The 12089-nt window shown below is 39.9% G+C and carries 13 protein-coding genes; 6 read left to right on the forward strand and 7 right to left on the reverse strand.

The features are described 5' to 3' along the window. Positions 1–56: 56 nt before the first annotated feature. Positions 57–1223, forward strand: coding sequence for a putative manganese transporter (locus HJP15_RS12400; RefSeq protein ID WP_054204652.1), 1167 nt, complete (start codon positions 57–59; stop codon positions 1221–1223). A 66-nt stretch (positions 1224–1289) separates the two neighbouring features. Here the strand turns inward: HJP15_RS12400 and HJP15_RS12405 are convergent, their stop codons facing one another. The 7 genes from HJP15_RS12405 to seqA form a co-directional block, all read right to left on the reverse strand. Beyond that, positions 1290–1649: a DUF805 domain-containing protein gene (locus tag HJP15_RS12405; RefSeq protein WP_169327364.1), complete on the reverse strand. Its 360-nt coding sequence runs from the start codon at positions 1647–1649 to the stop codon at positions 1290–1292. Between the two features lie 135 nt (positions 1650–1784). Continuing rightward, entirely contained in the window at positions 1785–3368 is a 1584-nt protein-coding gene (locus HJP15_RS12410; protein ID WP_170173917.1) for a dihydrolipoyllysine-residue acetyltransferase, read from the reverse strand. 8 nt (positions 3369–3376) lie between these two features. Continuing rightward, the gene (locus HJP15_RS12415) at positions 3377–4354 is read right to left on the reverse strand and encodes an alpha-ketoacid dehydrogenase subunit beta (RefSeq protein WP_054204654.1); all 978 of its coding nucleotides are present in this window, start codon (positions 4352–4354) and stop codon (positions 3377–3379) included. Next, positions 4354–5568: a thiamine pyrophosphate-dependent dehydrogenase E1 component subunit alpha gene (locus tag HJP15_RS12420; protein ID WP_170173918.1), complete on the reverse strand. Its 1215-nt coding sequence runs from the start codon at positions 5566–5568 to the stop codon at positions 4354–4356. Before HJP15_RS12420 ends, HJP15_RS12415 begins: the two co-directional genes overlap by 1 nt. Before the next feature lie 262 nt (positions 5569–5830). After that, positions 5831–6883, reverse strand: coding sequence for a succinylglutamate desuccinylase (gene astE, locus HJP15_RS12425; protein ID WP_170173919.1), 1053 nt, complete (start codon positions 6881–6883; stop codon positions 5831–5833). A gap of 245 nt (positions 6884–7128) precedes the next feature. Next, positions 7129–8766 carry a phosphoglucomutase (alpha-D-glucose-1,6-bisphosphate-dependent) gene (gene pgm, locus HJP15_RS12430; protein ID WP_054204657.1) on the reverse strand — a complete coding sequence of 546 codons (1638 nt, stop codon included), beginning with the start codon at positions 8764–8766 and terminating at the stop codon, positions 7129–7131. Between the two features lie 11 nt (positions 8767–8777). Next, entirely contained in the window at positions 8778–9377 is a 600-nt protein-coding gene (gene seqA / locus HJP15_RS12435) for a replication initiation negative regulator SeqA (RefSeq protein ID WP_054204658.1), read from the reverse strand. A 129-nt stretch (positions 9378–9506) separates the two neighbouring features. Between seqA and HJP15_RS12440 the strand changes: the two genes are divergently transcribed. The 5 genes from HJP15_RS12440 (at position 9507) to fur (ending at position 12041) form a co-directional block, all read left to right on the forward strand. Further along, entirely contained in the window at positions 9507–10274 is a 768-nt protein-coding gene (locus tag HJP15_RS12440; protein WP_054204659.1) for an alpha/beta fold hydrolase, read from the forward strand. 96 nt (positions 10275–10370) lie between these two features. Further along, the gene (locus HJP15_RS12445) at positions 10371–10592 is read left to right on the forward strand and encodes a DUF2788 domain-containing protein (RefSeq protein WP_054204660.1); all 222 of its coding nucleotides are present in this window, start codon (positions 10371–10373) and stop codon (positions 10590–10592) included. A gap of 2 nt (positions 10593–10594) precedes the next feature. Next, a complete protein-coding gene (gene ybfE, locus HJP15_RS12450; RefSeq protein WP_054204661.1) occupies positions 10595–10873 on the forward strand; it encodes a LexA regulated protein in 279 nt (92 codons plus the stop codon). A gap of 14 nt (positions 10874–10887) precedes the next feature. Further along, positions 10888–11415: a flavodoxin FldA gene (fldA, locus tag HJP15_RS12455; protein WP_054204662.1), complete on the forward strand. Its 528-nt coding sequence runs from the start codon at positions 10888–10890 to the stop codon at positions 11413–11415. Between the two features lie 185 nt (positions 11416–11600). Beyond that, on the forward strand, positions 11601–12041 hold the full coding sequence (gene fur / locus HJP15_RS12460) for a ferric iron uptake transcriptional regulator (RefSeq protein WP_054204663.1): 441 nt from the start codon (positions 11601–11603) through the stop codon (positions 12039–12041). Positions 12042–12089: the final 48 nt, after the last annotated feature.

Consider the following 12089-nt stretch of genomic DNA (forward strand, 5'->3'; position numbering starts at 1 on the left):
GATTTTCATTTGATTTAAATCTAAAGTGCAACCTATACAGTTTTTAGGTTGCACTTATGTTCTCTCACACACTACCAAAAATCGCTCTGCCCGCGACACTTTTTGTTAATAACAAACGTTTATTATTGCCGTTTTTATTATTATGTTGCTTAGCTTATCCCCCTATTAGAGATATTACATTAGCCTCAATGAGCGATGCTTTTTTTCAGGTTAGTGTATTTGTTGCCGCCACATTATTTATTTACTATTACGCCATTGATCGGCTTCCACAGTTAGAGTTGGGCTATTTGAGCCAAAAATCTCCTTTACTCGAGGTAAGCTTTGCATCATTTTTAGGAGCCTTACCCGGCTGCGGTGGGGCCATTATTGTTGTAACGCAATTCACTAAAGGGCAAGCCAGCTTTGGCTCTGTTGTGGCAGTGCTCACCGCAACCATGGGTGACGCTGCGTTTTTACTCTTAGCAACAAAACCCATCGAAGGTCTACTTATTATGGCTATCGGCCTTAGCGTTGGCGTTATTAGTGGGTCTTTAGTGAATGCTTTTCATGACAAAGATTATCTTCGTCCAGAAAAAAATGACTTTTGCGATGACTGCTTAAACAGTCCTAGTAGAGCAATTATTTTCAGTAAGTCGGTATGGCAAATAATTCTTATACCCAGCGTGATCATTGCTGTATTAATAGCGTTAAATACAGACTTTAACGCTATTAATAACACCCTTGCAGATTCAATCACTGTATTTGGTGCTGTAATGGCGTTACTTGCTGTTACTACTTGGGCATTATCTTCAAAAGGGCAAAGCTATCAAGAGATCACGTCTGAGGAGGAAACAATCAACCCGCCGTCTAAATTATATAAAGTGCTCCAAGATACCCACTTTGTAACAGCTTGGGTTGTCGCATCATTTATGCTATTTGAACTTTTAGTGACCTTTGCAGGGGTTGATCTTAAAGCATGGTTTACCCACTATGCTTACTTAGCTCCTTTAATAGCTGTAGCAATTGGCTTTTTACCAGGCTGTGGGCCACAAATCGTGGTAACGACACTTTATATACAAGGTATTATTCCTTTTAGTGCGTTAGCGGCTAATGCAATCTCTAATGACGGTGATGCCCTATTCCCTGCAATAGCGATGGCACCGCGTGCGGCATTAGTTGCAACAGCTTATTCAGCAATACCAGCGATGTTTGTTGGGTATGGCCTATATTTTTATGGGGTTTAATTGTGACTATAAAAAAGCTCAGCGATAGCTGAGCTTGAGATTTAACTTAATTATTTTTAAGTACTTTTAAGCGCTTTGCAGATCAGCTTCTTTTGGGTTAGCACCGAAATCATTCTCGCCATCTTGCGAATCTTGTACGCAAAATACGATTAACACAATCGCGCCTATAAGTGGTATAAACGAGATTAGTTGCCACCAACCTGAGCGGTTCGTATCGTGCAGGCGCCTTGCCCCTGCACTAATACAAGGTACAATCATTGCTAAACTGAAGATTGTGGTAATCCACATAGTACCTAGTACACCGTCGATAACTGCACACACGATATAAAATATAAGATAAAAAAGTGCAAACATCCAATATGCCTTGCGACGAATTCGGCCGTCAAAATCAGCGTAACGACGCATCGCTTCCATAAAGTATTCCATAATAATTCCTTAGTGTATTTTTAAATTCCCTTACGGGTGTCGCTTTTTAGAGACAGCTATATAATAAATAAAAAGCAACAACATTAAAACAAAAAACCAGCATTAAGCTGGTTTTAAAATAGGTAACGTTTAAACTTAACTCATTGCCATCATCATTTTAGCTGGGCTTTCTAAATATGATTTCCATAGGTTATTAAATCGTGCGATTGTCCCGCCATCAATTACTCTATGATCGCCAGACCAGCTTACTTGCATGATTGCTGCGGATATCACCTGCCCTTGTCCATCAAAACGTGGTAAGTGCTGTAATTTACCTAATGCAACAATGGCGACTTCTGGTTTATTAATAATCGGTGTAGCAATTGTGCCCCCAAGCGCACCAATATTAGAAATGCTAATCGTGCCACCTTTGAGATCAACCGGACTAACACGCCCTTCTCGGGCTGAATCTGTTAAGCGAGACACCTCATTAGCAACCTCAACAATACTTTTACTTTGGCATTGTTTAATATTTGGTACCAGTAAACCAATTTTTGAGTCCACAGCCATACCAATATTGTGATCGTCAAAATAGGTGAGTTCAGTGCAATCATCATTTACTTTAGAGTTTAAAACCGGAAACTCTTTCATTGCCAATGATAAAGCTTTAATGAAAAACGGCATCATAGTCAGCTTAACGCCTTGCTGCTTATACTGCTCTTTGAGATCGCTGCGCAGTGCGATTAAATTTGTTAAGTCAATTTCATCGCAAAAAGTAAAGTGTGGGATAGTTGTAACAGAGGCAACCATCTGCTTCGCCATTGCCGCTTTAATGCCTTTAATTGGTTCAACGCGAGAACCACCAGTGCCATTAGCTGAGTTTTTACTCGTACTCTTATCAGCTGCGGGTTGTAACGGTGACGTATCAATACTATTTGGTACTTCACTTTTGATAAATTGCGCTATATCTTCTTTATAAATACGGCCATTTTTACCGCTGCCTGGCACTGTTGTTAAGTCAACATCAAGTTCACGAGCTTTACGACGCACTGCTGGAGAAGCCACCGCTTTTTTATTAATTACTGGTGCAGAAACTGCTTTATTTTCTGATTCAATCGGCTTTTGTTCAACGGCTTTTGTTTGTGCTTTTACTAAAGCGTCATTTATATCAACAACGTTTGCTTGCGTACCTGCAATCGACATTTGAAATAACGGGCTGTGCACTTGTGCCACATCACCTTTGGCATAAAATAATTTAACAACGGTACCTGTGTATTTAGCCGGAATTTGGACTAATGCTTTATCTGTCATTACATCACACACAGCCTGATCTTCTTCTATCTTATCCCCTTCACTTACCAACCATTCAACAATTTCACATTCAACAATACCTTCACCAATATCGGGGAGAATAAAGTCTTCAAGTTGTTCATCGCTTGTAACGGCAGGTGTGTCGGCTTCAACATTAACGGCTGATTCAACCACCGGTAAAGGAATATCACCCGCCACATCCATCGCAAAAAGTGGCGCATGCACAAGTGCAATATCGCCTTTGGCGTAATATAGTTTGCTGATCACACCATCATGAACCGCTGGAATTTGAACTAATGCTTTATCAGTCATCACATCACAGATTGGTTGATCTTCAGCCACAGTGTCACCTTCAGCAACAAGCCATTCAACCACTTCACATTCAACTATGCCTTCACCGATATCCGGTAAAATAAAATCTTTTGCCATGATAACTCCTAAAATTCGACCGATTGCTTGATTGCAGCAAGTACTTTCAACGCATCCGGCACATACTCTTTTTCAAGCGCTAATGGATACGGTGTATCTAAGCCGCACACACGTAAGATGGGTGATTCTAAATGTAAGAAACATTCTTGCTGAATTGTTGCCGCTATTTCAGCACCAAAGCCATTCGTGATTGGCGCTTCATGGCTGACCACTAAGCGGCCTGTTTTAGTTACAGACTCAGCAATCGTTTCCATATCCCACGGCAAAATACTACGTAAATCAATCACCTCACAGCTGATCCCTTGTTCACTTGCTCGTTTAGCTGCATCTTCGATGATTTCCATCTGTGCACCCCAAGCAAGCAGTGTTACATCGGTACCTTGCGTGACCACTTCTGCTTTACCCAGTTCAATGCTGTAATCTTCTTCTGGCACCTCACCCGTTGACGCCCGATATAAACGCTTAGGCTCAAAGAAAATAACCGGGTTATCATCTTTAATCGATGCTCGTAGTAACCCTTTGGCTTGATAAGGGTTACGAGGAACCACTATTTTAAGGCCTGGCGTGTGTGCAAAATACGCCTCTGGTGATTGTGAATGATATAACCCTCCCGCAATACCACCGCCGTAAGGAGTACGAATCGTTAAGTTACCAACGTCGAATTCATTACCACTGCGATAACGAAACTTTGCGGATTCATTTACAATTTGGTCAAACGCAGGAAAGATATAATCTGCAAACTGAATTTCGGCCAGTGCTGGTGCACCAAATGCAGCGAGACCATTGGCAAACCCCATGATCCCCTGCTCTGTTAGTGGTGTGTTGAAGACTCGGTGTGAACCATATTTTTCTTGTAATCCCGAGGTCGCACGAAACACACCGCCAAAATACCCTACATCTTCACCAAAAATACATGCTTGAGGATGTTCGGCCATTGTAATATCAAGGGCTGAATTAATTGCATGTAACATATTCATTTTAGGCATTATTTAATTCTCCCTGCAGTGACTGGGTAGGCATCTGGGTGTTGCTTAATATGCGTTTTCAATTGTTCATACTGGCGTTGTAACGAAGGAATTGGCGTATCATATACATCTGAGACAAGCTCTTCTAAAGCGGGTTTAGCAACCACTTCAGCACGCTTTAATGCCGCAAGAATATCTTCTCGTATTTGCTCTTTGGCTTTGGTGTCTTCCTCATCATTAAGCCAATTTTTCTTAATGAGCCATTTACGAAAGCGCTCAATTGGGCAAGATTGAAAGTTTGCTTCTTCATCTTTAGAGCGATAACCACTAGGATCATCTGATGTAGAGTGCGCACCTAAGCGATAAGCAATTGATTCTATCAATACAGGCTCACCTGTTTTAGTGGCAATTTCGCGTGCTTTTTTGGTTGCCGCATAAACAGCTAAAGCATCAGCGCCATCAACACGAATGGTCTTAATACCGTAACCTACACCGCGAGATGCAATACCATCACCTTTAAATTGTTCATCCGCAGGCGTCGAAATCGCATAGCCGTTATTTCGAGCAAAAAATATCACAGGAGATTTATGTACTGCAGCCATATTTAAGCCGGCATGAAAATCACCTTCGGATGCAGCACCTTCACCAAAATAGCAGATAGTGACATTATCAATTGTGCTATTTAACTCACCCGTTTTTGCATCGATATGTTTGATTTTTTGTCCGTATGCATAACCCGTTGCTTGCGGTATTTGGGTACCCAACGGTGATGAGATAGTCATATAATTGAGGGCGCTTGAACCATAGTGGATAGGCATTTGACGTCCTTTACCTAAATCCAATTCATTTGAAAACATTTGATTCATAAACTGGTCAAGTGTAAAACCACGATAATGCAATGCCGCTTGTTCACGGTATTGCGCCATGATCATATCGTCTTGGTCCAGTGCCGCCGCCGATGCAGTGACGGCTGCTTCTTCACCCAAGCATTGCATATAAAAACTAACGCGGCCTTGACGTTGAGCTGCTTGCATTCGTTCATCTAATGCACGAATAAAACGCATCGTTTCATATAATCGCAGCGCCGTACTTTCATCAATATCAGGTGCGGTAGCCCCTGTGTGAATATCGCCGTCCTCATTTAAGATGCTTACGGTCGGAATATTCAGCGCATGACCATCAATAAATGCAAGATCATGACTAATATTCACCGATACGTTATTTGGATTACTCATAACCTACCTTCTTTTGTTGTCGAAAACAGTGCAAGTCACTTGTTATTATTGGATGTGACCTACAGGATAAACTTTGCAGAAACTGCACTGTATTTAAATTAAAGCTGCCGACACCTTACGTTAACGTAAAGCGTTATTCAACTAATCATAGACGAAACAAAGTTAATTGGCGAGAGTTGGGCTGGAAAGTTAACTATACATTCAAATTAAACACTTAAAATCATATAGTTAACTCTTTATTTTGGTTGGTTAATACAATTTATTAAATAATATTATCTGTGTTTTTTAATGGTATTACGGTTAACAATGCACGCTGACCAAGGGCTACATCAGCATTTGGAAATATAATTGCCTCACCATCGACTTCAGCGTAATAACAGGTCTGACCATCGGTTGCGAGTAATTCACCTTTAGCAAAACCAGTAAAATTCTCGGCGTCATCGGAAAATGGAAACGAAAATACGTGTTCGGTCCGATTAATTGAACGATGAACTGAAAACAGTTCAAAATCACTTGCATCAAATTCTTTATAAATCACTTCTTTTTGGCTAATTAATGCAGTGAGTGTTTGCTTTGTTTTTTCAAAGCGACTCATATCATTTTCGCCAAAAGGCTTGACCTGCCCAAGTTCAACTGTAAACGAATCAGCGCCATGCACAAAAGATGAATAATAGCTAAAGGTCGTCGCGGATGATTTCATCATAAGGACTGTATTTACACCGCAGCTAAGCAAAAATTGTAATTGCGCTTTCTTCCATGGTTTGCCATGTAAAAAAGGATAGACTGCAAACTTATCGTTTTTTGAGCCACGTATTGCCGTGTGTAAGTCATAATGGCATCGCTGACTTACTTGCGAGCCACGATAATAAAAATCACTGACGTATTGTTCGAGTTTCGCAGCTCTGACGCGCTCATTATTCATTGGTACACCTTCAACTGTATGGTGACCATTAAATAAACGGTTAAGGTTTTCATCTATAAAGCGTTTGCCAATATTGATTGATTGCGGGTTACCAAAAATAAACAAAGCGCGTTGTGCTAATTGCAAATCGCCGCTAATGATCCGCTTAATTAATTCATCGCAGATTTCAATTGGCGCGGTTTCGTTGCCATGGATTGCACTCGAAAGTACCACATCTTTCGTAGTGATGCCTTTTGGTTGGAACTCTATAACCCCCGTATCATGCACCGTTACTGCTGTACCGTTATCCAACGTAAAAGTACTGGCATCTAAGTGCCATTCATTGTTACGACTGAGCGTTAAAAAATCACCATTTTGTTTTAATTCATTTAAGTAACTTAAATTGGCTGACATACTTCTAAAGCCTTTATTTTATTGTGTGAATGAGAAACAAAAACGGCTGATTAAATCAGCCGTTTTAATAATGTATTATACCCAAGCCACCTCAATATATGAGGTTCAGTTGGACGTTTCACAGACGTTCCTTTCATTGTTGTTACTTATCAAAAGGGACAGCCATTATTGCAAAGTAACGTATTGATAATAAACGCCTGTGAAAACGCCAAGCTCTGCATCTTGAGACGGTTTGGGTATATCAGTTAGCTAATCACTGAATCAACCAACTTTTTAGCTTCCTTTTCAAGTAATGCTAAATGCTCTTCACCCTTGAATGATTCAAGGTAGATTTTATAAATATCTTCCGTGCCTGACGGTCGAGCAGCAAACCAACCATTTTCTGTCACCACTTTTAAACCACCAATTGCGGCATTGTTACCTGGGGCATGGGTTAGTTTTTGTAAAATAGGCTCACCTGCAAGTGTATCTGCGGTGACGTCTTTTGCACTGAGCGCTTTAAGTCGATCTTTTTGCGCTGTACTTGCAGGTGCATCAATACGTTTATACAAAGGAGCCCCAAACTCTTGCTCAAGTTCTTTGTAACGTGTAGAGGGTGTTTTGCCTGTCACAGCTAAAATTTCAGCCGCTAATAAGCCCATAATAAAACCGTCTTTATCGGTATTCCATACTGAACCATCAAAACGTAGGAACGACGCCCCTGCACTTTCTTCACCACCGAATGCTAAAGTACCAGTACTTAGGCCTTCTACAAACCATTTAAAACCAACGGGTACTTCTTGCACCTGACGGTTATTACGAGCAACGACACGGTCAATCATAGCGCTTGATACAAGTGTTTTACCAATTTGAACTTCTTTAGACCACTTACGATGATTTAATAAATAGTCGATCGCTACAGCTAAAAAGTGATTCGGGTTCATTAAACCATCAGGGGTTACAATACCGTGACGGTCATAATCAGGGTCATTACCAATGCTAAGATCAAAGTCATCTTTGAGTGCGATTAGGTTTGCCATTGCGTAAGGCGATGAACAATCCATACGAATTTTGCCATCTTTATCAAGTGGCATAAACGCAAAGCGTGGATCAACGTTGTCATTTACAACCGTTAGGTCTAAATTGAATTTCTCAGCAATCACGGGCCAAAAATTAATACCCGAGCCGCCAAGTGGATCAATACCTATTTTAATTTTCGCTTTTGATATCGCTTCTACATCAACCACATTGATTAAATCATCGATATAAGGCGTCATTAAATCTTGATATTTAATAAAACCAGAACGTGCAGCCTTAGCAAACGGAAAAAGCTCTACTTCAACTAAATCTTCTAATAAAAGTTGATTAGCTCTGTCTTCAATCCATTTGGTTACATCGGTATCCGCAGGACCGCCATTGGGTGGGTTGTATTTAAAGCCGCCATCTTCTGGTGGGTTATGCGAAGGCGTAACAACAATCCCATCTGCTAATTCATTAGGGTGTAATTTGTTATGACACACAACTGCATGGCTGATAACTGGCGTTGGTGTAAAATCGTCATTCTCTTGTGTAATAACTTGCACTTCATTAGCAACTAATACTTCAATAGCTGAGTTATAAGCTGCTTCACTTAAAGCGTGTGTATCTTTACCTAAGAAAAGTGGACCAAAAATATTGTTCTGTTTGCGATAATCACAAATCGCTTGTGTAATGGCGAGAATATGAGATTCATTAAACTTCACATCATATGAACAGCCACGGTGTCCAGATGTACCAAAAGCAACACAATGCTCAGGGTTTTGTTCTAAATCAGGCTCATTTAAATAATAAGCTGATACTAATTTTGGTACGTTCACTAAATCAGATTGTGTTGCAGGTTTCCCGGCACCGGAATGAATCGCCATTACATGTCCTTTTATAGGTAGTCTCGAATTTTTTCGGCTTGTTCAGCACTGTAACCTAAGCCAAGTGCCACTTCGTGTAACATCATTTTTTTACGTGTTGTATTTGAATTAGTCATTACCCAATATTCACTGTCAGTGATATTTTTTGGATTCATACTACTTCCACTGTTAACGAGCGCTTCTTTACTGGTTGCAAAATAAACGCGATCACGCCCTTGTACATCCAGAACGGCTGAAAAATTAGCCTTATGCGTTCGATGCAAAGCAGACAAAATAAATAGAAAACGTCCAACAACACCTTTTTGCATCGCTAACTCTTCTTTATTTAGAATATTAAAAACATTAGCGTTTTGCTGAGTCATTTGTGTGACAGTCGCACTGCTTTGTGTTTTTTTAAGCGCTTGTAGATCACTTTTATCTGCTTGTGATTCGTTGTTAGTTGATTGTTTTGTGGGAGCAACTGATAGTTCCGGCTCACTATTCGCCGTTGAGACTGTTTCACCGTTGAGGTTTAATAAACGACGTAAAATAGTGGATGCGCTTTCACCAATGCTCTGCGTATTGCTCGCAATGTATTGATATAACTCGTCGTCTATGTCAATTTTTTTCATGTTCTTCCTGTCGTTACGGGTCACATTTTTTCATTCCAATGCATTATACCCAAACCTGATTTAATTCTCTATGTTTTGCAATTTGTTATTTCACTAGGCAAACTACGCGCTCTTTTATTGGAGAATGTCATGCTATTAAATTATAAACAATCTGGACACGGGCCTGATGTCGTTTTGATTCATGGGCTATTTGGTTCGCTCGAAAACTTAAATGTGATAGCCAATGCACTAAGTGATAACTTCACAGTAACGAATATTGACTTGCGCAATCACGGACGATCACCCCATAGTGAAGTCATGGATTACCCTAGCATGGCAAACGATGTTTTACGATTGATGACCCATTTAAATATTAATACAACTCACCTCGTTGGCCACTCTATGGGCGGTAAAGTAGCAATGCAAATCGCATTAAGTACCCCCTGCGTGGTCAATAAACTCGTTGTGCTTGATATCGCCCCCGTGGCTTACCAAAGCCGCCATGATGATATTTTCACTGCGTTAAACACTGTAGCAACACATCAAATCACCGACAGAAAACACGCCGACCAAATCATGCAAGCGTTTATCCCTGAGCTGGGTGTTAGGCAATTTTTACTGAAAAGTTTAGCTAAAAATGAATCGGGTCAATACCAGTGGCGCTTTAATTTACCAACATTGAGTCAAAAATATAGTAATATTCTAACAGATTTAGAAGATAATGATTCTTGTTTATGCGATACTTTATTTATTAAAGGTAATGACTCTGACTATATATTGCCGCAATACCGAGCTGCCATAACAGCACGATTTAAAAATGCTAAAGCAAAAATCATTCATGGCGCGGGGCATTGGTTGCATGCACAAAAACCACATGCGGTTAATAAATCAATTACTGATTTTTTAATGGTTAATTAAGTTAAAATTTAATCACGTAATTTTGGCTGCAGCTACTAAATTATTGGTTTTTTTTATGCTATAGTACGCGCCGTTTAATTTAAAGGTTATACGTTGATGGTCAGTCAGTTAATTAACGAATTTGATACCCTAGGGTTGTATTTTGGCTTAGCCGGTGTGTTCTTTTTTATCGGTATGGCTATTCAAGATGTACTAAAAAAAGGTAATGTACCTAAGTTTGGTCGTTATGTAGTGTGGCTTGTACTCTTTTTAGGTTGTTCAGGGTTTATTGCAAAAGGACTTATTCAAGTTTTTTGGCAAGGTGCGGGTGTTGGTTAAGCATGGCAAAGTCAGAGACTGATAGAACAACGCTCGATTTATTTGAATACGAGAAACGTCCAGGTAGGCCTAAAACGAATCCCCTTCCAAGGGAAATGCAGTTAAAGGTTAATAAACGTAATCAAATAAAAAGAGACAAAGCACGCGGTTTAAAGCGTGTAGAATTTAAAGTTTCGTCACAGCTGTATCAAGCATTAAGTGATATGGCCGATGCACAAAATATTAGCCGTAGTGCGCTGATTGAAACAATTTTACAAGAAAGATTGGCTATTGATAGATAAAAGGTTTTAAATCCATGGCAAGTGTAGGTATTTTTTTCGGAAGTGATACAGGTAACACAGAACACGTAGCTAAAATGATCCAAAAAGAATTGGGTAAAAAATTAGTTGCTGTGCACGACATTGCTAAAAGCTCAAAAGAAGAGATCGCAGAATTTGACTTAATCTTATTTGGCATCCCGACTTGGTATTACGGTGAAGCGCAATGTGACTGGGATGATTTTTTTCCTGAGCTAGAAGAAGTTGATTTTGATGGCAAGCTAGTTGCTATTTTTGGTTGTGGAGACCAAGAAGATTATGCAGAATACTTCCTCGATGCCATGGGTATGATCAATGATATTGTGTCTGAGCGTGGCGCAATTGTTGTTGGCCATTGGCCAACTGAGGGCTACGACTTTGAAGCATCTAAAGGCATGGCTGACGACAAGCACTTTGTAGGCTTAGGTATTGATGAAGATCGTCAACCTGAACTAACAGAACAACGCGTTAAAGCGTGGTCTGCACAAATTTTTGAAGAGATGTGTTTAAGCGAACTTGCTGACTAATAGCAACCACTAGACGCTGACCTGTTAAAGTTCTATATTTTGGTTAGCGTTTAAGCTTTTAGGAACGTTTCTTTGAATTGTTCTTTGCACTTCATCGCATAGCGCGTTATCCTATTTATTGCTAATGTGTCGTGCACATCTTTATAAGATGTCTAGTATAACCAAATAAAATTGAGACAGATTTAATGACTGATCACAACTTGGAATTAAAAAAAGCCGGTTTAAAAGTTACTTTACCGCGTATTAAAATTTTAGAGATTTTACAATCTCCAGATAACCAACACATCAGCGCTGAAGATGTTTACAAAATTCTTTTGGACTTAGGTGAAGAAATTGGTTTAGCGACTGTATACCGCGTACTTAACCAATTTGATGACGCTGGTATTGTTTCACGCCACCATTTTGAAGGCGGAAAGTCAGTATTTGAACTTTCGGGTAGCACACACCACGACCACCTTGTTTGTTTAAAATGCGGTAAAGTAATTGAGTTTGAAGATGAGATGATTGAACGTCGTCAGCTTGAAATATCAGAAGAAAATGGTATCAAGCTTACTAACCATTCTCTTTACCTTTACGGTGAGTGTACAGACACTGCAGCCTGTAAAGCGTTCTCTGATAACCAATAATTTTATCGGTTAAATAAAAAAACCTGCTCATTGGCAGGTTTTTTTATT

It is taken from the genome of Pseudoalteromonas sp. NEC-BIFX-2020_002 (genome assembly GCF_013002825.1).
GTDB classification, from domain to species: domain Bacteria; phylum Pseudomonadota; class Gammaproteobacteria; order Enterobacterales; family Alteromonadaceae; genus Pseudoalteromonas; species Pseudoalteromonas neustonica.

What these genes read in the sequence shown, in the direction of transcription:
- HJP15_RS12400 (WP_054204652.1), top strand. Translation starts at nt 57, where the DNA reads ATGTTCTCTCACACACTACCAAAAATCGCTCTGCCCGCGACACTTTTT.
- HJP15_RS12405 (WP_169327364.1), bottom strand. Translation starts at nt 1,649, where the DNA reads ATGGAATACTTTATGGAAGCGATGCGTCGTTACGCTGATTTTGACGGC.
- HJP15_RS12410 (WP_170173917.1), bottom strand. Translation starts at nt 3,368, where the DNA reads ATGGCAAAAGATTTTATTTTACCGGATATCGGTGAAGGCATAGTTGAA.
- HJP15_RS12415 (WP_054204654.1), bottom strand. Translation starts at nt 4,354, where the DNA reads ATGCCTAAAATGAATATGTTACATGCAATTAATTCAGCCCTTGATATT.
- HJP15_RS12420 (WP_170173918.1), bottom strand. Translation starts at nt 5,568, where the DNA reads ATGAGTAATCCAAATAACGTATCGGTGAATATTAGTCATGATCTTGCA.
- astE (WP_170173919.1), bottom strand. Translation starts at nt 6,883, where the DNA reads ATGTCAGCCAATTTAAGTTACTTAAATGAATTAAAACAAAATGGTGAT.
- pgm (WP_054204657.1), bottom strand. Translation starts at nt 8,766, where the DNA reads ATGGCGATTCATTCCGGTGCCGGGAAACCTGCAACACAATCTGATTTA.
- seqA (WP_054204658.1), bottom strand. Translation starts at nt 9,377, where the DNA reads ATGAAAAAAATTGACATAGACGACGAGTTATATCAATACATTGCGAGC.
- HJP15_RS12440 (WP_054204659.1), top strand. Translation starts at nt 9,507, where the DNA reads ATGCTATTAAATTATAAACAATCTGGACACGGGCCTGATGTCGTTTTG.
- HJP15_RS12445 (WP_054204660.1), top strand. Translation starts at nt 10,371, where the DNA reads ATGGTCAGTCAGTTAATTAACGAATTTGATACCCTAGGGTTGTATTTT.
- ybfE (WP_054204661.1), top strand. Translation starts at nt 10,595, where the DNA reads ATGGCAAAGTCAGAGACTGATAGAACAACGCTCGATTTATTTGAATAC.
- fldA (WP_054204662.1), top strand. Translation starts at nt 10,888, where the DNA reads ATGGCAAGTGTAGGTATTTTTTTCGGAAGTGATACAGGTAACACAGAA.
- fur (WP_054204663.1), top strand. Translation starts at nt 11,601, where the DNA reads ATGACTGATCACAACTTGGAATTAAAAAAAGCCGGTTTAAAAGTTACT.